Here is a 22,724-nt window from a genome sequence, read left to right on the forward strand (position 1 = left end):
AAGTGAATGTTAAGTATGATTAAACTTACTGTAAATCGGAGAATGAGTTAACAACAGTAGCTGTTGCACAACTCTTGAAAAAAGAAAAAATGCTTAAAAATCAAGAAAAAAACAAAAGGAAATAGTGCCATTTAAGGCACTCTAATTTAAACGGCAGGGTTTCGTTATACAAAAAAATGAACCGCCCAAAATGCATGAAAATGCTTCTAATAACTTGATTTTAAGAAGATTTGACGTTTGCTCCATTGCTTGCACATTGCCTTGTACTTTTTTACGGCTAAAGTTGAGGTATTTTTTGAGGTTGTAGGTTAGGGCAGCCATCAGCACATGCTTGTTGGCTTGTTTCATCCCTCGGCTGTTTATTTTTTTCATGTTCAAGAAGTTGATAAGCGTGCCCAACACTGGCTCTACCGTGCTGCTGCGTATTTTGCTTATCTTCTTTGCATACTCTGGATTTTGGGCTAATTTTTGGTGCATACGGTCGTAGTAGGGTTTGTCTATGCTTTCTTCTATCTTTTTAAACTTGGTGCTTTTGCCACAACATTGTTCTCGCAAGGGGCAGTTCTTGCAACTTGATTCTGAACTGCGGTATTGCTTTTTTTGGTAGCCTTTACTGTCGGTTTTTATACCCTTAAAGGTTAGTATTGCTTGGTTTCCTCCCTGCTTTTGACACTCGTATTGATTTTGGTCTTTATTAAATTTAAAACCTTCTCTATTGGGTTTATACAACCCAAAGTTGGGTATATAAGCATCTATATTTTGTTCTTCGCAATACCGTAATGCTGTGCCGCTGCTGTAGCCCGCATCGGCCGTTAATTGATCTATGGTAAGGTCGTTTTCTTTCAGATTTTTGATGGTTTGGCTTACTATTTCGGGTAGGTTTTCGCTGTCTTTGCTGCCTGCTGTGCTGGCACATGCTCCGGTTATTACGTGGTGGGCATCATCAACTGCCAATTGGCCACTGTAATTCAATTGGCGGGCTTTGCCCGGTTTTACCGATATTTTGGCTTCGGGGTCGGTGGGACTGTAGTGTGTGTGATTGCTCAAATATTTAGGCCGAATGTCGTTGCCGTTTTCGTCTGTTTTTACAGTTTTATTGTTGCCTGGCATTCCTTTGTAGGCTTCTTTTTTCCAGTTGTGATGTCGCTCTACCAACTTTTTTCGGCTGCTCGTTACCTGATAGTCCGAGTTTTTGTTCAACTCATCTAAGTATGCTGGTGCATCTGCCACTACCTGTTTTTCTATCAAACTATCCATGCTGGCATTGGCTTTTATAAAGGCACTATCCACCGCTTGGCGTTTGCCTTTTACCATTCCTTTTTGTATGCAAAGCCTCAATACCTCTTGAAACAAACTCAAAAATACTTCTTCGCCATACAACTGTCGGGTGCGGCTTATGGTGCTGTGCCAAGGCAATGATTGGTCTATATCATACTTTAAAAACAACCGAACATCCAAACAATTTGAACAATATTCAATCAGTTTTCTGTCGGAGTTGATGTTGTTTAAATAGCCCACCAACAGTAGTTTAAAGAACACCACGGGGTCTATCGACTCCTGACCTTCTGTGCCATAGTATCCTGCCGTGGCTTTATACAAAAAGTGAAGATTTAACGCCTCCCCAAGTTTTCGATAGAAATTATCTTTGGGAACCAAGTCTTCTAAACTTACTTGATAGAACATTTTTGGCTCTATCTCTTGTCGTCCTTGCATGGTGTAAAGATAGTCAATATTTGTTTATCTTATTGATTAACAGTGTGTTGTGAACATTTTTCCGCGATTTTGTCTATAACTATTTTTTTTACCTTTGAATGGTTTGGTTGTGCAACAGGCACAACAGGTTAGCAACATATTTTTTATTGAAAATATGCACCGCCCAATAGAAGCAATAATAGAAGTAAATTTAAAATAGAATAAGCCACAATACTCTGATAAACGGTTATCCGGTTTTTATTTAGGAACTTGAACCAGAGGTAGAAGGCAAAAATAACAGCAGTCAATATCCACCAGTTCATACTTGTTAAAAGAATACCGACCAAAGCCCACACCACAATAATTACATATAAAGTATATCGGAGCCAAACTTTATGGTTAATTATGCTGGGGTCGAACCAAAGTGCCCATGCCAAAAAAGAAGTGACAAAAAGAAAGACCGATACCCCAATCAAAAAAAATTCTTCAGGCTGCGGAGGATTGTTTATTAAATCTATCAAAAGAGGAATAAAATAGAGACACTGCAACAGAAGCAGAATTATTGATAGAATTTTTGCAACGAGTTTCGACTTCAACTCTTATCTGTTTTGTTTAAGAAAAAAGCATTAAAACTAAAAAAAAATGCCGCGAGAGTTGGTTCTAAAACCTATTCCACCCAGCTTTTCCAATAGCCTTTATCCTCCATAGAAAGTGCCTCTTCTGTAATATGCAAAGGATAAAATGGGTCAATCATCACTGCCAGCTCACGGGTTTCTTTCTGTCCGATACTTTTTTCGATAGTGCCGGGATGTGGCCCGTGAGGAATGCCTTTCGGATGTAGAGTTATCATACCTCTTTCCACATGTTTTCGGCTCATAAAATCGCCATCAACATAATATAAAATTTCATCGCTGTCCACGTTGCTGTGGTGGTATGGTGCCGGAATGGCTTCAGGATGATAATCGTATAAGCGAGGAACAAATGAACATATTACATAGTTTCTTCCTTCAAAATTTTGATGCACCGGTGGCGGCTGATGCACTCTTCCTGTAATGGGTTCAAAATCGGCAATATTAAAGGCATACGGATAAAGGCATCCATCCCACCCAATTAAATCAAACGGGTGTGTGGCCATGGTGTATGGAAACATATACCCAGATTTTTTAATCAATACCTTAAAATCTCCAAACTCATCGAATGTTTCGAGGTTTTCAGGCACTCGCAAATCTCGCTCACAAAATGGGCTATGCTCTAAAAACTGACCTTGATTATTCAAATATCTTTTTGGCGGATATACCGGCGAAAAACTTTCGGTTATAAAAAGTCGATTGTTTTCGCCATCAAAGTGCATTTGATAAATGGTGCCACGCGGTATTATTAAATAATCTCCATAACCAAATTTTATTTGACCATAGACTGTTTTTAAAATTCCGGTTCCCTCATGCACAAAAATTACTTCGTCACAATCCGAGTTTTTGAAGAAATAATCGGTCATACTTTTCCGTGGAGCAGCCGACACTACAAGCAAATCATTATTGCCCATTAATGTAACGCGGCTTTCAATAAAATCATCCACAGGTTTTGTGTTGAAGGTAAGAAAACTTCGGTGTTTCAAATTATTTTCAACCGCATATTTCGGTCTTTTGTCAATTGGTTCGCCAATGTGTTTAACCAAAGTTGGCGGATGACAATGATAGACTAATGATTGAATATTAGAGAAACCCTCCGTGCCAACAAGTTCTTCGGCATATAAATTTCCATCAGGTTTTCTAAACTGTACGTGTCGTTTTTGAGGAATGTTTCCAAGACGGTGGTAAAAAGGCATCGTATTTTGTATTTTTAAATGGTCAAAATTATTGAAATTTGACCCATTAAAAAAATGAGAAAAATCACAGTAAAATTTTTCATAATCAATTGGGCGATTTTTTCGCTGTATTCCTGCGGAGGTATTTTTAAAAATCACAGTGAAGATGCTTTGATTCAGGACTCTACGCTTAGCTTGGTGGTAAAAGAGTGGAGCAAGATGATAAATGAAAATCCAGAAAACGATGAATACATCTACAAAAGAGGTTTGGAACTTGCCAAAGATAATAGACCTGATTTAGCTCTATTAGATATGCAAAGGGCAATAAAATTATCTCCCAACAATGCCAATTACCTTATTGGAGAAGCGGATGTTTATATGGCTCAAAATGAAACCAAAAAGGCTTTGGAAAGCTACAAAAAGGCCGTTGAAGTGGATGGCAAAAATGAGACAGCTTTGCTTAGCTTGGGAAGATTTTACTATTTTGTTCGTCAGTTTGACAATGCCAAAAGTGTATTAGAAAAGTTAGAAAAAGTTAATTCGGCCAATGCAGAAGGTCTTTTTTATCAGGGAATGATTTGGAAAGAAAACAAAGACACCACCGAAGCCATCAAAAAATTTCAAAAAGTTACGCAGATAGACCTCTATCATCATGAAGCATTAATACAATTAGGGCAGCTTTATGCCGCAAAAAATGATACCATTGGATTGGCTTATTTTCACAACGCACTATTGGCCAACCCTGATAGCGACGAGGCCGCCTACAGCATGGGTTTTTTATATCAAAACTTAGGTTTACTGCCAAACGGAACAGTGGTAAAAAAGGCATATTTAGACAGTGCCATGGTTTATTATCAAAAAACCATCGACCTAAATGCTCAACATTATTTGGCCTACTACAACGTTGGCTATATTAATTTTTGGCTGAATAATATTGACCGAGCCAACGAACATTTTTTAATTGCAGTTAAATTTGCCCCCGAATTTACCAAAGGGCATTATATGATTGGCTTGTGTCATGAAACCAAAGGGCAAAACGAGCAAGCAAAAGCCTTGTATGAAAAATGTTTAAAAATAGAACCTGATTTTGAAAAAGCAAAATTAGGACTCAAGAGAGTAAGCAAATAAAAGAAACCGTTTCGACCCGCTTGTATGGTTCGAAACATAAGTATATATAAATTGGAAAACATAAAAATTACACTTCCCGATGGCAGCATCAGAGAGTATGCAAAGGGAAGTTCATCAATGGACGTGGCCAAAAGCATTAGCGAAGGATTGGCACGAAATGTTTTGGCAGCCAAGGTAAATGGCGAGGTATGGGATGCTGACCGACAGCTTCAAACCGACTCAAGTTTGCAGCTTTTAACGTGGAATGATACCGCCGGAAAATCAACCTTTTGGCACAGTTCGGCACACTTAATGGCAGAGGCCCTCGAGGCACTCTACCCAGGAATAAAACTTGGCATTGGCCCTCCAATAGAAACCGGGTTTTATTACGACATAGATTTTGGTGACCACCAATTTTCGGCTTCCGAATTTGAAAAAGTGGAAGCTAAAATGCTTGAATTGGCTCGCCAAGACAACAACTACATAAGAAAAGATATTTCAAAAGCTGAGGCAATTTCTTATTTCAAAGAAAAACAAGACCCCTATAAACTTGATCTTCTCGACCGCCTCGAGGATGGAACCATTACCTTTTACGAGCAGGGAAATTTTACAGATTTATGCCGAGGCCCCCACATACCCAGCACCGGAAAAATAAAGGCTGTAAAACTGATGTTGGTGGCCGGAGCCTATTGGCTTGGCGATGAAAAAAGCAAACAACTTACCCGCATTTATGCCGTTTCTTTCCCAAAACAAGCGGAGCTTACAGAATATTTGCACATTTTGGAAGAAGCAAAAAAACGTGACCACAAAAAACTCGGAAAAGAACTTGAATTATTTACCTTCTCAGAAAAAGTCGGTGCAGGTTTGCCCATTTGGTTACCAAAAGGAACCGCCATTCGCGAGCGTTTGGAGCGTTTTATGCGACAGGCACAAGTAGAGAGGGGCTATTTGCCCGTGGTCACTCCACACATCGGCAAAAAAGATTTGTATGTAACCAGTGGGCATTACGAAAAATATGGTAAAGATTCGTTTCAACCCATCAAAACACCAAACGAAGACGAAGAATTTTTGCTAAAACCTATGAACTGTCCGCATCATTGCGAGATATATAAATTTAAACCTCATTCCTACAAAGATTTGCCCATGCGTGTGGCAGAGTTTGGAACGGTATATCGCTACGAACAATCGGGCGAATTAAACGGATTGGCTCGCGTTAGAGGATTTACCCAAGATGATGCACATATTTTCTGTACACAAGATCAGATAAAATCAGAATTTGTGGAAGTTATCGACTTGGTAATGTACGTATTTAAAAAACTTGGTTTTGAGGATTTTACCGCACAAATTTCACTGAGAGACAGAGAAGACAAATCAAAATATATTGGTAGCGATGAAAACTGGGAGAAAGCAGAAGCAGCCATTATAGAAGCAGCCGCCGAGCGTGATTTAATTACCGTTACAGAATATGGAGAGGCAGCCTTTTATGGCCCCAAACTCGACTTTATGGTAAAAGATGCCATTGGTAGAAAATGGCAATTAGGCACCATTCAGGTAGATTACAATTTGCCCGAAAGATTTGGACTTGAATATATTGGTGCCGACAATCAAAAACATCGTCCGGTAATGATTCATCGTGCTCCATTCGGCTCATTGGAGCGGTTTATAGGCATTTTGATTGAACACTGTGCGGGAGATTTTCCTTTATGGTTGAGTCCTGAACAATTTGTTATTTTACCCATAAGTGAAAAATACAACGATTATGGCCAAAAAGTTTTAAAATATCTTCATAAATACGATATTCGCGGCTTCGTTGACGAAAGGAACGAAAAAATAGGTAAAAAAATCCGCGATTCGGAGGTTAGCAAAATTCCGATTATGCTTATTGTGGGCGAGCAAGAGTTTGAAAATGAAGCAGTTTCGGTTCGAGTTCACAAACAAGGCGACAAAGGAAGCATGGCTTTGAATGAGTTCGTGAATTTTTTTAACACAATTTTAGAAGTATAAAATTTATTGAAAAAAGTTAGAGCAAAAGGTCCGATTCGGAGAAAAGAGGCCGAGCATCGAATTAATGAACACATCAAAGCCGACCCCATTCGGCTTGTAGGAGACGGGGAGCCACAAATAGTTGGCTTGGCTGCGGCTTTAAAAATGGCCGAAGAAGAAGAGCTTGATTTGGTTGAAATCTCGCCAAATGCTCAGCCTCCTGTGTGCAAAATTCTCGACTACAACAAATTTTTATACGAACAAAAAAAGAAACAAAAAGAAATCAAATCTAAACAGGTGAAAACCGTGGTCAAAGAAATTCGTTTTGGCCCAAACACCGATGACCATGATGTAGAATTTAAAAGAAAACATGCAGAAAAATTTCTGCAAGAAGGCAATAAGGTTAGGGCTTATGTATTTTTTAGAGGCCGAACCATTGTGCATAAAGAGCGTGGTGAGTTGTTGTTATTGCAATTTGCCGAACAACTTCAGGAAGTGGCAAAACTTGAGCAATTGCCCAAAATGGAGGGAAAGAAAATGATTATAATGTTAGCACCTAAAAAGTAATTTTAAATAGAGATGCCTAAAATGAAAACAAACTCGAGTGCAAAGAAGCGTTTTTCTTTGACCGGCTCGGGCAAGATTAAGAGAAAGAGAGCTTTCAAACGTCACATTTTGACGAAAAAAAGTACTAAACAAAAGCGTAATTTAACGTATAGTGGTTTGGTGCACGAGCGAGATGAAAACAATGTAAAATTCTTGCTAAGAATCGGTAAGTAATTAATGTTTAACAAATTGGTCTGGCAAAAGTTTTCGTAAAAAGAAACGCCTCGGCCAACAAATTATAAGTTTATGCCACGTTCAGTAAATGTTGTAGCCGCAAGACGGCGAAGAAAAAAAATGATGAAGCATGCCAAAGGATTTTTTGGCAGAAGAAAAAATGTTTGGACAGTAGCCAAAAACACCATCGAGAAAGGGTGGGGCTACGCCTACCGCGACCGAAAAGCGAAAAAGAGAAGTTTTAGAGCCTTGTGGATTCAGCGTATCAATGCCGGAACAAGAATTAACGGTATGAGTTATTCTCAATTTATGGGAGCGGCCAACGCCAAGGGGCTTGAACTTAATCGTAAAGTTTTGGCTGATTTAGCTATGAATCATCCAGAAGCTTTTGCCGCTGTGGTTAAAGCTGTAAAGTAAAAATATCAACAAATTTTATCGCCCCAAAATCTTAGATTTTGGGGCTTTTTTGTTTGTCGAAATATAGGTTTAAAACTACACCAATTACCACCAATGCCATTCCTAAAATAGACCATACGTTAAAAACATCATTGAAAATTAGATAGCCAAGAACAAGGCCATATATTACACCCAGATTAGAAACGGCGGCTACTTTGTTCGCCATTTCTGACTGATAAGCCTTCGTAAGAAAATGTTGGGCAATTTGGGTAAGAACTCCAATAATAACTAGGTAACCATACTCTTTTACCGATGGCCAAACCCAGTTTCCGGTAATAAGCACAATAGCTAAGGTAATAGGAACAGCCAAAAAAGGGAAGTAGAAAATAATGACATTACTATTTTCGGTAAATTTTAATTTTCGGATGCAATTGTAAGCTGCCCCGCTAAAAAGTGCACCTCCCACACCTGCCAAAACTGGAAACCATTGCAATCTTTCATCCACTTGTTTCATCAACAAAATGCCGGCAAAACTGATACTAAAAAACAACACTTGAACCCATTTGAGCTTTTCTCGCAAATAAAAATGAGCAATAACTGCGGTAAAAATAGGCGACAAATAATGAACCACCATTGCCGCGGCCAACGGCAATTTATGCAACGAATAAAAGAACATGACCAACGCCATGGTGCCAAACAACCCTCTAAGTATTAAAACTTTACGATTATTTCCCCAAAACGACATACGCTTCCGTTTTAAAATCACTGCCGACAAAATGAGGGAAATGATGGCACGAAAAAATACAATTTCTGATGACGGAATGCCAGGTGTCAGTTTGATGAATACATTCATAAAGGCAAAAGTCAACCCTGCCCAAATCATCATTTTAATTCCGTAGGTCATCGGCTTTTAATTGAGGATAGTAAAATCTGACTTGATACTTTTAATAATTTGGATGGGGATGTTGTTCTCGTGCATTGATTTTTCCAAAACCTCGATAGCAGTCTGCACTTTGGCAATAATTCCAGTAGGATTTTTTATTGTATATTTTTCCGCAGTTATCATTACATCTGATAGCCGAATATCTATTCTCTTTGAATTTACGGATAATGCTCTACTGACATGCGTATAATTCATCATCGGATTAAGGGAATACGTCAAATCATAGGCCGGAGACAAATGCCATTTGTCGGTTTCTAAATCATAAATAAATGAGTGATTTTTCAAATGATCATCGCTATTGCCAAAAACAATATTAAAAATCATTCTTGTAAATAGTTCTTGTATTTCTGTATAAGGGATTTTCAGAAATAAGGCGAGTTCAAAAAGGTTTTCGTAGCTCGATACTTCCGAATTTTTGTAGCTCCACCCTGTGAGTCCGGTTGCTGTGAGCGTATGAATTTTTTTGCCGTTATTTCTATCAAAACGTTCAGTTGCAAAATGCTTATTGTCAATCATTTTTGATGGCATCATTCTAATTCCACATTCAAGTGCCGTTAAATAGTAACAATATTCGATTAGCTCTCTGGGATAAGCCACTTCATCCAAATCCAATTTTACGATAAGGTGTCGATAGTTATCCGAATAATTGATGTCGCCCGGAATTATTTTTCCAGTTACTTTATGTTCCGAAATTAAAATTTTTGGCCGAGCACCGCCAACCGAAGTTCCCATTTTAAAAATATTAATTAACCCTTGCGTATCAAGTTTGGGGTTGAGCGTATTTTGTTTGTTGGTCAATACTTGCTTTAAAACTTCAGCTATTTCTTTAACATCAATTGTAGAGTTTGATGGAAAATCAAGGCAGGGTTTATACTCTAATGCCCCCATACCTCTATTACCGATATAGGCCAATTGTTGCAATACATTTATTCTTTTCAACCCTTTCTGTTGGGACTCTAACCAAGTTTTAAAAATGATATTTCCGAATGAATCGGGAAGAGAATCGGCAATTTGGGGAGGCAATCCTTTAAAAACATCATCATTAAATTTACTAAAAACCTGAACTTGCGAAATGGGTTTTATAATGCCCGTTTGCGGGAAAAGATTTAAGCGTTTATTTTCGACAATAAATGTCGGATCATATTGAAAATAAGACCTGTTCAGGTTTTCGTCCAATCCCACTTTTCCAATTTCCTTCCCGAAACAATATACACTAATAATGTTGTTTTTTACCATGTTAGTAAAGTGGGTTTATACTGGTATCGTTTATTTTTTGGTTGATTGTTCGATTAAGTTCTTCCAATAAATTGAAATGATGCACAACTTTTAAAAGAGTATCTATCGTAAAATTTTGTCCGGATTCGAGGTTTTGAACCGTAATGCGTGAAAGACCTAATAAATCGGCCAATTCCACTTGCGATAAGCCCTCCTTCTTTCGTAATTTTTTTACGAGATTCCCAAGTTGCACTTTTACATCCCTAATTGAAACAACCTCCAACATATTATACTATGCAAGTATAATCAATATTTTACAAAAAGCATATTATAATATGTAAAAAAAATTGCATATTATTACTTTTTCGACTTTTCAAACTTCTTCATTGCCGAGGCAATTACCTGGTGCATATCATAATATCTGTATTCGGCCAAACGACCGCCAAAAACATATTTACTTTTCTTTTCAGCCAACGTTTTGTATTTGGCATATCGGGTATTGTTTTCTTTATCATTAATGGGGTAAAATGGTTCTTTACCTATATCCCATTTTTGCGGAAACTCTTTCGTAACAACTGTTCTATCTGCGTTTGATTTCTCGAAATGTTTGTGTTCAATAATACGCGTAAATGGAATTTGGGCATCCGAATAATTTATAACTGCCACTTCCTGAAACTGTTTTTGCTGTAAAATTTGAATTTCAAACCTCAAACTTCTGTATTCAAGTTCGCCAAATTGATTGTCAAAAAAAGCATCAATTGGCCCAGTGTAAACTATTTTATGTGCATTGGTTTCGCACCAGTTTTTGATTGAAAAAAAATCCGTATTCAACTGAACATCAATTCCATCAAGCATTTTTTCAACCATTTTTGTATAACCTCCGATTGGTATGCCCTGAAAATCGTCGTCAAAATAGTACTCATCACTATTGCTTCTAACAGGAATTCGTTTTAAAATGGAACTCGGCAATTCCGCACAGCTTCTCCCCCATTGCTTTTCTGTATAGCCTTTAATGAAAATTTCAAATAGCTTTTCTCCAACTTGGCTTTTGGCAAACGATTCAAGTGAGTCATCTATTGGCCTTTCAGTATTTTTAACCAAATATTTCTCAATTGTTTTGGCATCAGAAAAACCAAACAATTGCCTAAAAGTAATTTGATTTATGGGAAAAGAATACAGTTGATTTTGGTATGAAACTTTTACTAAATGCCGATAATCATTGAATTTGGCGAAACGGTTTACAAAATCCCAGATAGGTTTGTGGTTGGTATGAAAAATATGAGCTCCGTATTGATGCACCACGATACCTTGCATGTTTTGAGTAAAAGCATTTCCGGCAATATGGTTTCGTTTGTCAATTACCAAACATTTTTTGCCAGCATCAGAGGCAAGTCGGGCAAATGTGGCCCCGAAAAGCCCTGCACCAACAATGATATAATCGTAGTTGAGCGACAAGTTTTGGATAAAATATAAAAATGAGAGCGATTTTGGCGAAGCCAAAATCGCTCTCATTCAAAACACTAATTCAACAAAGCATTCGTGCCTCGAACCCCTTCAGCACTTTCGGTCATTTTGTCTTTTTCGCTGCCGCTCAACGAAATTTCAACAATCTCCTCGATGCCATTTTTACCAATAATACATGGCACACCAATACACAGGTCGTTCAAACCATATTCACCCTCAACCAATGCCGAACAAGCGAACATTTTTTTAGAATCAAGAGCAATTGCTCTAACTAATTCAGATACGGCCGCTCCCGGAGCATACCATGCACTAGTGCCAAGCAAGGCAGTCAAAGTGGCACCGCCCACTTTGGTATCTTCCACAATTTTCTGCATTCGGTCGGCATCCAAAAATTCAGAAACATTTATACTGTTTCGTGTGGCCTTTTCAATCAAAGGCACCATACCTGTGTCGCTATGTCCGCCTATAACCATGCCATCCACATCCGATGTTGGGCAGCCCAACGCCTCGGCCAATCTATATTTAAAACGGGCAGAATCTAATGCTCCACCCATTCCGATAATTCTATTTTTAGCAATATTGCTTGATTTGTGAACTAAATAAGTCATAGTATCCATTGGGTTGCTCACCACAATAATGATGGTGTTTGGAGAATATTTCAACAGGTTTTCGGTAACTGATTTTACAATTCCGGCATTAATTCCTAAAAGCTCCTCGCGTGTCATACCCGGTTTTCTGGCAATTCCGCTGGTAATTACGGCCACGTCGCTATTTGCGGTTTTTGAATAATCATTTGTTATTCCAACAATTTTTGTATCAAACCCATTTAATGATGAAGTCTGCATCAAATCCATAGCCTTACCCTCGGCAAAACCTTCTTTGATGTCAACCAAAACTACTTCGTCTGCAAAATCTTTAATGGCAATGTACTCGGCACAACTCGCTCCCACCGCACCGGCACCAACAACTGTAACTTTCATATTTTATTTTTTTACTTTTCTAATTTGTCGGCAAAGGTAGAATTTAGATTTGAGATGTAAGTACTGATAGTTATCGGATTAAATAACGAGCTACCCGTCATGCAGAGCAAAGCGAAGCATCTCTTAAATTAAAAGTGACGCAGTGGCAAGCCTCTGCATGACGGACACAATAGACAACTGCCTCGTGATTAAAAGTACGTCGAAACTTAATGAGTTAATCAGGTATTTTCAGAAATATTTATTTTCAAAAATACTCTGCAAAACTTTCCTACATCATTCATTTTTTTGTAACCAAGCCAGCAAAACTACAAATGAACCAATTAAATTATTTACCCCTCCATAACCGGAATATCGCCTTCCACAATCAGCCTTCCGTCTGTCGCCTTTCGCACCATTTCCACGGTAACACCAGGGGCAAGTTCTTTCAATTCAAAACCTCTTTCGGTAATGTCCATCACACACAAATCTGTCACCACTTTTTTTACACAACCCAAACCTGTTACCGGAAGTGTCAATTCTTTAAGTAATTTAGATTCTCCTGCCTTGTTGGTGTGCATCATTGCCACAATAATATTCTTGGCAGAAGCCACCAAATCCATGGCTCCGCCCATACCTTTTACCATTTTGCCTGGGATTTTCCAGTTTGCAATATCGCCGCGGTCATTCACTTCCATTGCTCCAAGCACTGTCAAATCAACCCTCCCGCTGCGTATCATACCAAAACTTGTGGCCGAATCGAAAAAAGCCGATCCTGGCAATGTGGTAACCGTCTGTTTTCCGGCATTTATCAAATCGGCATCTACCTCGGCCTCTGTTGGAAAAGGCCCCATACCCAGCAAACCATTTTCTGACTGAAGTGTAACGGTCATTCCCTTGGGAATATAATTGGCCACCAAGGTTGGCACTCCAATGCCCAAATTTACGTAATATCCGTCTTTTAATTCTTTTGCTATTCGCTTTGCAATTCCGTTTTTGTCTAACATAATTTTTTATTTTCTGGTAACCACACCAATGCCAAGATATTTTTGATTTTTGAGCTCAATTTCAGGATACTGATCGATATATTCGATAGTATGATAATCTCCAGAGTTTTTCAACCACTTCCAAAATTTAACCACACCAGGGCAATTGGCATCAACAATATCATGAAATGCCATTATTCTTGCGTGATTCTTTAAAATTAAAAAGTCATTCATAACACTTTCAAAACTGTGATTTGCATCTATCAAAACCATATCAAACTGCTTACCTTTTAGGAATCGGACAAACCGTCGAGAATAACTTGGCATTTTCTTAAATTCGAACCCGTTTTGTTTTATATATGTTTCTAAAGGTTTATTACTAGCTATATCAACTGCAACGGCAGATATATTTCTTCCTAAAGATTTTTTAAGATAGCTCGTCATAGCAACAAAAGTACCACCATGATAAACCCCCAGTTCAAGATATGATTGAACGTTATTTAATTTTGCAAATTCCATTAATTTAGCCAATTGGTGAGGATATTGCCAAATTTGATACCCAATTCCCAAAAATTGCTGCATATTATTTGGGAAAACTTTTGGCAAATCTGAACAAAGACCTAATTTACTGATGAACTCCTCCAATTCCAATAAGTTTGAGTTTTCATTGACAGACTCAAGTAATTTTGAATTGTTAAAGTTTGCACAAGAATTGAACTTCTTTGGTATTGAATCTTTAATTATAAAACCAATATCTTTTAAGACTTCAATCATCCCCTTACCGTCCTTTGCTCAATCCTTTTCTCATAATTCACACCCTGAAAAATGGCATTTACAAAAATGCCGGGTACATGAATAAAATTGGGTTCAAGTTCGCCGGGTTGCACCAGTTCTTCCACTTCGGCAATAGTAAACTTTCCGGCCATGGCCATCATGGGGTTAAAATTTCTTGCGGTAGCTTTAAAAATTAGGTTTCCATCGGTGTCGCCTTTCCAGGCTTTAACAATAGCAAAATCGGCATCAAAGGCGTGTTCCAACAAGTACATTTTCCCATTAAATTCTCTTGTTTCTTTTCCTTCCGCCACTTCTGTGCCATGGCCAGCCGGTGTAAAAAAGGCCGGAATACCTGCCCCGGCAGCACGGCATCGCTCGGCCAAGGTACCCTGTGGAATCAAATCAACCTCCAACTCGCCTGTCAACAATTGCCTCTCAAACTCCTCATTTTCACCCACATACGAGCTTATCATTTTTTTAACTTGTTTACCTTTAAGCATCAATCCAATGCCAAAATCATCAACTCCGGCATTGTTTGAAATACATGTCAATCCCTTAACACCTTTTTTAACTAATGCAGAAATGCAGTTTTCCGGAATACCACATAATCCAAAACCACCGAGCATCAAGGTCATGTTATCCGTAATGTTTTGTATCGCCTCATCGGCGTTTGAAACCACTTTGTTCATTACAATTTTTTATCTTTGTGGACGGCAAAAATAAGAAACATACCTGTCCATAAATTGGAATAAAATTCTCAAACCCCAAAAACCATCATTTTTCTATAAAAATAGACATCCTTTTTTGCTGATTTTTAAGCTATTTGAAACTAATAAGTTATTTTTGATGTCCTAATCTACAAATAGAAGATGAAAAAGTGTTTAATTACCCTATTTTTTAGTTTATTTACCATTCACGCTATCGGTCAAACGTATGGCAATGAATGGATAAATTACAGTCAACAATATTTCAAATTTGAAATAACACAAGATGGGGTTTATCGCATCAATCAAGCAGATTTGGTTAATGCAGGCATTCCGGTATCGGCCATTAATCCTAAGAACTTTCAGGTTTTTAAAAATGGAATAGAACAGTGGATTTATGTTTCGGGAGAATCGGATAATTCATTTGATGGTACTGATTTTATAGAGTTTTATGGCACCCGAAACGATGGTTCGTTGGATGAAGTACTATACCGAACTCCCGAGGAACACACAAACCCTTATGTTAGTCTTTATACCGATACTTCTGTTTATTTTTTGACCTGGAAAAATTCCAACTCCACAAAACATTTAAAGGATTTTTATGATGGAAACTACACCGGAAAAACGGCTGATACTTATTTTAGATGGACTTCTGTAAAATGGTTTTTCGAAGATTTATATGATGGAACGCCCAATGCCAACGTGCCAGAACAAACATTTAGCGAATACACCGCCGGTGAGGGTTATGTGAGTTCAAACAGCAATTGGCTAAAGCAATATACCCTTAATACTCCCGCACCATTTTTGGCTGGTTTGGATGCCGAACTACAAACTATCGCCATTGCCCGAAATAATCCCAAAGAATCCTATCAGGGTTCAAATCATGGTTTAGGAATTGCATTGGAGAATCAAACAAATTTTATTTATACCAAAGAGTTTGCTGGCTACCAAACCATACCACTCACCAACGGTGAGTTGAAAATTGGGGCTAACCAAATGAAAGATATTACAACTCTTTTTATCGGAGAAAAAGATGCCACCCAACGACCAAACTCATATCACTCCGTTCCTTTCTTGCGATTATCGTATAACCGTAAATTTGACTTAGCTAATGATAGCTTTTTGAACTTTCAAGCAAGTAGCAATACTTTTTTCAAATTTGACAATTACGCCTCGGGCAAAACTCTGCCAACCATTTATGATGCTACCAACGGTTTCCGGATAAAAGGCGATTTAAGCGGAAGTCAATTGCAGTTTAACACCCAAAACAATAATCAAAAAGAACTAATAATCTTTGATTTATCGGACATTAAAACCATCAGCAGTTTAAAACCCATAAACTTCACGTCATTGCCCACCACCACAGCCAACTACTTGATAATTACTAACTCTGCCCTAAAAATATCCGCTCAGGAATATGCCGATTATAGACAAAGTGTATCAGGTGGTGGCCATCAGGTAATGACCATTTATGCTGACAAGTTGTACGACCAATTTTATTATGGCTATCATCACCCAATGGCAGTAAAAAACAGTATTGATTATATTCTCGACCAATTGAATATACCTATTGAACACATTCTAATTTTAGGCAAAGGCCAAGTACACAACAACATTCGTAAAGATGCGAACAAAAAAAACAATTGGGATTTGATACCCACTTTGGGGCTACCTCCAACCGATTATATGTTTGTAAGTTCTTTGGATGGTTCTACGGCACAAATTAGAGTGCCCATTGGCCGCGTGGCGGCCAAAAATGATGCCGAAGTTCGAATATATTTAGACAAGGTAAAAGCACACGAGGTGGAACCAAATGGTGAATGGAAAAAACACATTATCCAAGTAATTGGTGGTAAAGATGCTACGCAAAACGCAACCTATGGTGGTTATTTAAATGGATATTTCAATGTGGCCAAAGATAGCTTTTTGGGTGCTTATCGTACTGTTTTTAGTAAAAATGAGGCTGTAAGTGTGAGCGGTAGTTTAATTGACGACATTCAGGCTTCTATCGACTCCGGAGCAGGAATATTTAACTATTTTGGGCATGGTTCATCGCAAGTGTTGGAAGTAGAAATTGGCGATGCAAAAGACCTAAACAATTATGCCAAATATCCATTTTTTGTATTTAATGGTTGTGCATTGGGCAATTGTTATGTAGATAATTCAAAAGGAGAAGCCTACCTTTTTGAACCAAATTTTGGGGCGATTACTTGGGTGGCCGGAACCGGGTTTGGCTTTACAGATCCTTTAAGAACCTATACCCAAATTTTGCATGAAGAATTGCTGAGAAACCAATATGAACAAACCCTCGGTAAAATAATTCAGTCAACTATAAACCGATACCAAAACCCTAATGACAAGGTAAATCTCATAAATGCACGACAGTTGATTTATCAGGGTGACCCTGCCATTAAATTAAGGCTACCCGAACAGCCCGATTTGATAGCCCGCAACGGAAAAATTATTACCGATTTTAGTGCTGTTGAGGATATTCGTGTTAGTTTTGATTTAGTAAACATTGGAAAAACAAGTCGAGACAGTATTTCAGTATCCATTTTTGCCCAAAATAGTACAAAGACAGACAAGTTTTTTGAGGGTAAGTTTCCGATACCTGACTACGAAAAAAACGAAATAATAACCATTGATAAATCTGATTTTTTTTCGGGTTTAGTAAAATTCACTATACTTATCGATTCCACTAATGCCATATCAGAAACCCCGCCTTTTGGTGAAACCAACAACTCATATTCCTTCGAAAACTTATTTGAGTTGCAAAAACCCTTATTGATTTACCCAAAACTAAACAGTATAGTCAATACGTCAAATGTTGAATTTGTGTTTCAAATAGCCAACCAAAAAAGAAGCATAGTAAACATCGAAATTCAATTGGATACAACACCCACGTTTGTTGGAAACGGACTTAGTCAGTTTAGTTTTACGACCGATAAAAATTTGATTGAATATACTGCTGCAATGCCACCATTCAGCGGAAAAGACTTTTTTTACCGAATACGCACCAAGACCGACACCGTTTACAGCGACTGGAGCTCAAGTTCTTTTGCCTACTTGTTTGGAAAACCAAATGGTTGGAGTGAGCAACATTGGGTAAATTTGCAAAATATTTACTTGAATTTTATCATTTCTGATAGTTTGAAAGAGACTTGGTATTTTAGCGATAAACTTGCAAACGAATACAGCATCGAAACCAACGGCCAATATCCTACGTCAGGGTTCAATTGGAATTATTTTAGGATTGCAGGAGAAATAGATATCATTTACAATTATGTGCCGAACGGTGTTCATGTTGTAGCACTTCACCCTAACAATGAGCAAAGATGGTTATACGGCGTTCAGCACAACTTAAAATATCCTGATGAGGATCCAAAACCATATTGGGGAGCTAACCCACAAGAAAATCAAAAAAAATATTATGAACCCAATGCATACACTAATGTTTACCTTTTCAACACCCAAAATAAATCCGATAGGGACTCTTTCTTAAACTACTTGAGATCGATTCCTGATGGATACAATTTTATGATGCACAACAACCGAATAACAGGCATTGAAGATTGGGAAGATTCTATTTTTATTGAGCTCGAACGTTTTGGAATTTATAATTTAAGAACTATTAAAGAGAGCGAACCTTTTGCCCTTTTTGGAACAAAGGGTAAACCAGAAAATGCCTTGGAAAAATATGGGGATTATTCCAACACCATAAACCCACCAATCAATCAAAATTACCAAGTAGTGTGGCCTTTAAAAATTAAGGTTCCTAAAGGCCAAATTACAACTGAAAAAATTGGCCCTTCTTCATCATGGAGTTCGGTTGAATTAGCTTGGAAAAAGGCTGATTCCGATGAGGACACATTTAACTATGCAGTTATTGGAATAGACGAACTGAATAAAGAAAATATATTGTTCGATAAAATTTCTACGATGACATTCGACATCTCATCCATCGATAGTAAAAAATACCCTTTTATTAAACTCAAATTTACACTTTCCGACAGTCTTGAATATACCCCACTCAACATCGACCGATGGACAGTATATTACACTGGAGTTACAGAAGGGGTTATAGCATTAGATGAAAAAGACGAAATTTCCGCTGACACTATTCAGCGGGGCGGTCAACTTTGGTTTGATACGCGATTTAAGAACATTTCTGCGGTTAACTTTGATACCTGCAAGGCCTTGGTAAAACTCGTTCACAAGTCAGGTTATAGCATAGATATTGACACGCTAAACTTGGATTCAATTTTGCCCGGCAAATCCATTGCTCTTGCCGATACACTTGAATCGCTTGATTTGGCTGGCGAATACCAACTCTTTGTTACTGCCAACTATAATCAAAGGGTTTTGGAAGATAACTACACCAATAACTTGTATTACAAAAGATTCTTTGTTGAAACTGATAACAAGAATCCATTGTTGGACGTGACTTTTGATGCCATTCACATACTTAATCGTGATTTGGTGAGTGCAAACACGTTGATTTCTATCTCAGGAAAGGATGAAAATGAATATTTATTCATTGACGATCCGGCTTTGTTTAACGTAAAAATCAAATATCCAGGCGAGGATAGTTTCAGAAACATTTTGCCAAATGACCCGTGGTATAGTTTTATTCCTGCTACCTCAGCCGGAGAAAGAGCAACCGTAAATTATCAAACAAATCAATTGCCGGATGGTATTTATACATTATCTGTAAAACTTGAGGATAAAACCGGAAACGGTTCGCAAACACCACCCTATATCATTGATTTTCAGGTCATAAACAAACAAACAGTTACCAATTTATTTCCATATCCAAACCCATTTACAACATGCACCAAGTTTGTTTTTACTTGTACCGGGAGTGAAATACCCGAGAAAGTTCGGATTAATATTTACACCATTTCGGGCAGATTGGTTAAACAAATTGATGAATACGAATTGGGGGCAATTCGCATTGGAAATAATTTGACTGAATATTGCTGGGACGGCACCGATGATTATGGCGACCGATTGGCGAATGGGGTGTATTTGTATAAGGCTGAAGTATTTTCTGATGGAAAACCGATAGAACAAGCCCAGACATCTGCCGACAATCTGTTTGTAAACGGTTTCGGTAAGATTTATTTGGCGAGGTAAACATTTATTGGAAGTTAAAAATGTGTATGCCTTTGGGCAACATTAGGTTACCTTATTTCAAAAACCTGAATTCGGTCCTTTTTTGGAGTGATTTTCTCAGTTTTCGAAACTTTGAAAACATGCCAAAAAATCCAACCATACCCAAAATTATTGCCCCAAATCGCCGAATGTCGAATCGATAGATTGAGGTTGCCAAACCTGAAATAACAAATCCCGTTGCAGATACTTTCGGTTTGTTTAAATTTAGGAAATGAGCTGCAATGTGATTTCTTTCCGTTTCCACCCAAATTTTAAAATTAGACGGTGGATATTTAAACTCGTGATTTACAGTGGCTCTGGCCGCAACAAAATTTTGAAATCCTAAATTTCTGGCTCGAAAGCAAAGCTCTTTATCCTCGCCGTACATAAAAAAATCAGGTAAAAAACCCCCAACCTCTTTAAAAAAGGAGTAGTCCACTAACCATAGTGCGGCAGGTGTAAAATCAGTTTTCCAAAAACCATTTTCGCTCTTTATTAAATTGTCATAAAACATAGTTTGTTCAACACCAACATCAGTCAAAAATCTTGGTGAGATAACGCCAGTTTTATTAGCATTTCGCTTTAAATCTTCAAATGCCTTCAACATTTCTCCAATGGTTTTTTGGTTTAAAACCACATCATCATTACACACAAAAAACAAATCATTTTCGGCCAAAGTTATTTGGCTAATAACATTGTTAAACCCATTACCATAGCCAACATTTTTTGATTTATAATAGATTGTGTTAGCAACTTCTTTTACCCCTTCTCTAATATTTGCATCTCCCAAATTATCCCAAACATGAAGGGTAAAATCTTGCAAACCTGACATCTGCACTTGCTCAACAAGTGGTTTTAACTCCTTCCATGAGCAATATGAAACGATAACAAAATGAATCATCTTGGGCAAAATAAAACTTTATCTTAGGTATTTACCCATTCCCAATTTGATAATTATATGTTCCATTAGGCTGAATATTTGAAAACGAAGACCAACCAAAGTTACTTTTCTATCACATTCGGGTAAATGGAAACATTCACGAACCTCCTTAAAAAAAACGAATTTCTCGTTCTTCACTTTTTTCTTATATCTGCCATTAGAAAACTCAAAATCCGAACTTATCAGATTTCTTATCAAATTTATCACATCTGAATTGGTAGCGGAAATTTTGGAATCATTATCAATCGGCACATCCACGACATTATTACACGCACCATTTTGGGAAACAATTACAAAGTTATTCATAAGCGTTGCTTCTCTAATTAACCTATCCTTGCCTGGATGCATCCCAAAATCGACAATTACACACGATTTATTAAATAACTTTGAAAGGCCAATTCTACTCAAGGATTTAATGGATACTGTTTCAAATTCAGCTTCAATTTTTTCGATTACCTCCTCATACCTTTTATCCAATTTGCTTGTGCAAATTGCAATAATTTCCTTCTTTTTATTCATTTGTGTTATGGGATAATTCACGACATAATCGGAAAGACTCTTCAAATTAGTTACACCTTTTTTAACTAAGAATTCTTTGGCATAATAACTTTGATACAAATGAGTTACATCATCCATTTTAAACCAATTGGGGTCAATTTTGCTCCCATAATCCACACTCAACCACCAAATATATTTTGAAGCTTTTTTGTAAAGAGACAGGAATTCAATGTCAATTTCAGGAGCTACTACTGCATTACGGGCTATGTCATCAATATTTCTCAAAACTCTAATTTTGTAATGTCTAAATTTGAGTGGTACAAAATTCCTTACCCCGATTTTTTGACCTGCATAATAAACTATAAAAGCCTGCCCACCGTGCCGATTAATGGCATCAACTAATTGGTGCAAAGCCTCCGTTCCTCCAGTCACCAATGCCTTTGGACATAAAACATAAATTTTATTAAATGCATTCATGAGGCATTTTCAATTAAGTTATCAATGCTATATTGCACCATTGTGAGTACAAACATCGACATAAGCATTTTAATACTTTGCTACAACGCCGAAAAGTTTTTAGACGATTGCCTGCTCGGTGTGTTTAATCAACAAACTGAAGCAACACTTCAATTGGTATTTATGGACGATTGTTCGACGGACATGAGTTTCGAATTTGCAACAAAATTAATCAAGTCGCATCGTCCTAAATTTGTTGACATACAACTTATCCAGAACCCAAAAAACCTCGGCTGCTTTTTAAATATGAAAAAAGGCCTCAGTTTTTGTACCGGCAAATACATCGCATACTTAGAGGCGGATGATTATTGGACAGATATCAACAAATTGGAATACCAATGGCAGTTTTTGAGAAACAATCCCAATTACTCAGGTATCGGCGGTGGTTGCCAGTTTGTGGATGAAGAGGGGAATAAAATTGAACAAAAATGGTACAACCTAAAAGAAGACAAAACCTTCACAAATAAAGATTTATGGGGCTACCCGCCGTTTCAAACAAGTACATTTATGTTTGAAAAAAATGAAATTGCGAACATGAAGGACAACATGAGAGAGACCATTAGCAATGACAAAATTCTTTATGTATTTCTCTCAAAAAATAAGCTATTGAAATACGAACCCAGCATTGTTTCGAACTATCGATTTCATCAAACCAACATTTCTCATCGCTTTTCAAGATTTCAAATTTTTCTAAAACAGATTAATGTCAACACTCTTATTTTCAAACAATTAGGGATTAAATACTCATTTCTATATGTTAAATCAATATTTAAGTACTCCTTGAATTATGTGAAATGTTTGATTTAGATTAA

Annotated in this window: 19 protein-coding genes and 1 pseudogene; 7 read left to right on the forward strand and 13 right to left on the reverse strand. The window is 37.5% G+C overall.

All coding sequences use genetic code 11. From position 1 onward, the window contains the following. Positions 1–261: 261 nt before the first annotated feature. The 3 genes and pseudogenes from H6607_12740 to H6607_12750 form a co-directional block, all read right to left on the reverse strand. Positions 262–1,713: pseudogene (locus H6607_12740) on the reverse strand (IS1182 family transposase). 143 nt (positions 1,714–1,856) lie between these two features. Further along, the gene (locus H6607_12745; protein MCB9263234.1) at positions 1,857–2,213 is read right to left on the reverse strand and encodes a hypothetical protein; all 357 of its coding nucleotides are present in this window, start codon (positions 2,211–2,213) and stop codon (positions 1,857–1,859) included. A gap of 146 nt (positions 2,214–2,359) precedes the next feature. After that, entirely contained in the window at positions 2,360–3,517 is a 1,158-nt protein-coding gene (locus tag H6607_12750) for a homogentisate 1,2-dioxygenase (GenBank protein ID MCB9263235.1), read from the reverse strand. Positions 3,518–3,571: 54 nt separating this feature from the next. On the opposite strand from H6607_12750, the gene H6607_12755 reads away from it, so the two are divergent. The 5 genes from H6607_12755 to rplT all read left to right on the forward strand — a co-directional run bounded on the left by H6607_12755 (position 3,572) and on the right by rplT (position 7,783). Continuing rightward, positions 3,572–4,624: a tetratricopeptide repeat protein gene (locus H6607_12755; protein ID MCB9263236.1), complete on the forward strand. Its 1,053-nt coding sequence runs from the start codon at positions 3,572–3,574 to the stop codon at positions 4,622–4,624. Between the two features lie 24 nt (positions 4,625–4,648). Further along, on the forward strand, positions 4,649–6,607 hold the full coding sequence (gene thrS, locus H6607_12760) for a threonine--tRNA ligase (protein ID MCB9263237.1): 1,959 nt from the start codon (positions 4,649–4,651) through the stop codon (positions 6,605–6,607). Positions 6,608–6,640: 33 nt separating this feature from the next. After that, positions 6,641–7,153, forward strand: coding sequence for a translation initiation factor IF-3 (locus H6607_12765; GenBank protein MCB9263238.1), 513 nt, complete (start codon positions 6,641–6,643; stop codon positions 7,151–7,153). Positions 7,154–7,165: 12 nt separating this feature from the next. Next, complete coding sequence (gene rpmI, locus H6607_12770; GenBank protein MCB9263239.1) at positions 7,166–7,366, forward strand: 50S ribosomal protein L35; 201 nt, start codon at positions 7,166–7,168, stop codon at positions 7,364–7,366. 72 nt (positions 7,367–7,438) lie between these two features. Beyond that, the gene (gene rplT, locus H6607_12775; GenBank protein MCB9263240.1) at positions 7,439–7,783 is read left to right on the forward strand and encodes a 50S ribosomal protein L20; all 345 of its coding nucleotides are present in this window, start codon (positions 7,439–7,441) and stop codon (positions 7,781–7,783) included. Between the two features lie 31 nt (positions 7,784–7,814). On the opposite strand, the gene H6607_12780 is transcribed toward rplT, so the two are convergent. The 8 genes from H6607_12780 to H6607_12815 all read right to left on the reverse strand — a co-directional run bounded on the left by H6607_12780 (position 7,815) and on the right by H6607_12815 (position 14,789). Then, the gene (locus H6607_12780) at positions 7,815–8,666 is read right to left on the reverse strand and encodes a DMT family transporter (protein MCB9263241.1); all 852 of its coding nucleotides are present in this window, start codon (positions 8,664–8,666) and stop codon (positions 7,815–7,817) included. 6 nt (positions 8,667–8,672) lie between these two features. After that, on the reverse strand, positions 8,673–9,941 hold the full coding sequence (locus H6607_12785) for a type II toxin-antitoxin system HipA family toxin (protein ID MCB9263242.1): 1,269 nt from the start codon (positions 9,939–9,941) through the stop codon (positions 8,673–8,675). 1 nt (position 9,942) lies between these two features. Beyond that, the gene (locus tag H6607_12790) at positions 9,943–10,206 is read right to left on the reverse strand and encodes a helix-turn-helix transcriptional regulator (GenBank protein MCB9263243.1); all 264 of its coding nucleotides are present in this window, start codon (positions 10,204–10,206) and stop codon (positions 9,943–9,945) included. A 71-nt stretch (positions 10,207–10,277) separates the two neighbouring features. Then, entirely contained in the window at positions 10,278–11,432 is a 1,155-nt protein-coding gene (gene glf / locus H6607_12795) for a UDP-galactopyranose mutase (protein ID MCB9263244.1), read from the reverse strand. Positions 11,433–11,440: 8 nt separating this feature from the next. Continuing rightward, on the reverse strand, positions 11,441–12,364 hold the full coding sequence (locus H6607_12800) for a malate dehydrogenase (GenBank protein MCB9263245.1): 924 nt from the start codon (positions 12,362–12,364) through the stop codon (positions 11,441–11,443). 329 nt (positions 12,365–12,693) lie between these two features. Then, positions 12,694–13,347: a CoA transferase subunit B gene (locus tag H6607_12805; GenBank protein MCB9263246.1), complete on the reverse strand. Its 654-nt coding sequence runs from the start codon at positions 13,345–13,347 to the stop codon at positions 12,694–12,696. A 6-nt stretch (positions 13,348–13,353) separates the two neighbouring features. Beyond that, positions 13,354–14,100 carry a class I SAM-dependent methyltransferase gene (locus tag H6607_12810; protein MCB9263247.1) on the reverse strand — a complete coding sequence of 249 codons (747 nt, stop codon included), beginning with the start codon at positions 14,098–14,100 and terminating at the stop codon, positions 13,354–13,356. Continuing rightward, positions 14,097–14,789, reverse strand: a complete 693-nt coding sequence (locus tag H6607_12815; GenBank protein MCB9263248.1) for a CoA transferase subunit A — start codon at positions 14,787–14,789, stop codon at positions 14,097–14,099. Before H6607_12815 ends, H6607_12810 begins: the two co-directional genes overlap by 4 nt. 180 nt (positions 14,790–14,969) lie before the next feature. On the opposite strand from H6607_12815, the gene H6607_12820 reads away from it, so the two are divergent. Next, positions 14,970–19,940, forward strand: a complete 4,971-nt coding sequence (locus H6607_12820) for a hypothetical protein (protein MCB9263249.1) — start codon at positions 14,970–14,972, stop codon at positions 19,938–19,940. A gap of 52 nt (positions 19,941–19,992) precedes the next feature. On the opposite strand, the gene H6607_12825 is transcribed toward H6607_12820, so the two are convergent. Both H6607_12825 and H6607_12830 read right to left on the reverse strand, forming a co-directional pair. Beyond that, complete coding sequence (locus H6607_12825) at positions 19,993–20,859, reverse strand: glycosyltransferase (GenBank protein ID MCB9263250.1); 867 nt, start codon at positions 20,857–20,859, stop codon at positions 19,993–19,995. 18 nt (positions 20,860–20,877) lie between these two features. Beyond that, on the reverse strand, positions 20,878–21,873 hold the full coding sequence (locus H6607_12830; GenBank protein ID MCB9263251.1) for a hypothetical protein: 996 nt from the start codon (positions 21,871–21,873) through the stop codon (positions 20,878–20,880). A 42-nt stretch (positions 21,874–21,915) separates the two neighbouring features. Here H6607_12830 and H6607_12835 point away from each other — a divergent pair, with 42 nt between their 5' ends. Next, positions 21,916–22,719 (forward strand): glycosyltransferase family 2 protein, encoded by an 804-nt coding sequence (locus H6607_12835; protein MCB9263252.1) that lies wholly within the window; start codon positions 21,916–21,918, stop codon positions 22,717–22,719. Positions 22,720–22,724 lie beyond the last annotated feature (5 nt).

This window comes from Flavobacteriales bacterium (assembly GCA_020635395.1).
GTDB lineage: Bacteria > Bacteroidota > Bacteroidia > NS11-12g > UBA9320 > UBA987.

Coding starts and splice junctions, on each gene's coding strand:
- H6607_12750 (MCB9263235.1), bottom strand. CDS start 3,517: ATGCCTTTTTACCACCGTCTTGGAAACATTCCTCAAAAACGACACGTA.
- H6607_12755 (MCB9263236.1), top strand. CDS start 3,572: ATGAGAAAAATCACAGTAAAATTTTTCATAATCAATTGGGCGATTTTT.
- thrS (MCB9263237.1), top strand. CDS start 4,649: ATGGTTCGAAACATAAGTATATATAAATTGGAAAACATAAAAATTACA.
- rpmI (MCB9263239.1), top strand. CDS start 7,166: ATGCCTAAAATGAAAACAAACTCGAGTGCAAAGAAGCGTTTTTCTTTG.
- rplT (MCB9263240.1), top strand. CDS start 7,439: ATGCCACGTTCAGTAAATGTTGTAGCCGCAAGACGGCGAAGAAAAAAA.
- H6607_12780 (MCB9263241.1), bottom strand. CDS start 8,666: ATGACCTACGGAATTAAAATGATGATTTGGGCAGGGTTGACTTTTGCC.
- H6607_12785 (MCB9263242.1), bottom strand. CDS start 9,941: ATGGTAAAAAACAACATTATTAGTGTATATTGTTTCGGGAAGGAAATT.
- H6607_12790 (MCB9263243.1), bottom strand. CDS start 10,206: ATGTTGGAGGTTGTTTCAATTAGGGATGTAAAAGTGCAACTTGGGAAT.
- glf (MCB9263244.1), bottom strand. CDS start 11,432: ATGAGAGCGATTTTGGCTTCGCCAAAATCGCTCTCATTTTTATATTTT.
- H6607_12800 (MCB9263245.1), bottom strand. CDS start 12,364: ATGAAAGTTACAGTTGTTGGTGCCGGTGCGGTGGGAGCGAGTTGTGCC.
- H6607_12805 (MCB9263246.1), bottom strand. CDS start 13,347: ATGTTAGACAAAAACGGAATTGCAAAGCGAATAGCAAAAGAATTAAAA.
- H6607_12810 (MCB9263247.1), bottom strand. CDS start 14,100: ATGATTGAAGTCTTAAAAGATATTGGTTTTATAATTAAAGATTCAATA.
- H6607_12815 (MCB9263248.1), bottom strand. CDS start 14,789: ATGAACAAAGTGGTTTCAAACGCCGATGAGGCGATACAAAACATTACG.
- H6607_12820 (MCB9263249.1), top strand. CDS start 14,970: ATGAAAAAGTGTTTAATTACCCTATTTTTTAGTTTATTTACCATTCAC.
- H6607_12825 (MCB9263250.1), bottom strand. CDS start 20,859: ATGATTCATTTTGTTATCGTTTCATATTGCTCATGGAAGGAGTTAAAA.
- H6607_12830 (MCB9263251.1), bottom strand. CDS start 21,873: ATGAATGCATTTAATAAAATTTATGTTTTATGTCCAAAGGCATTGGTG.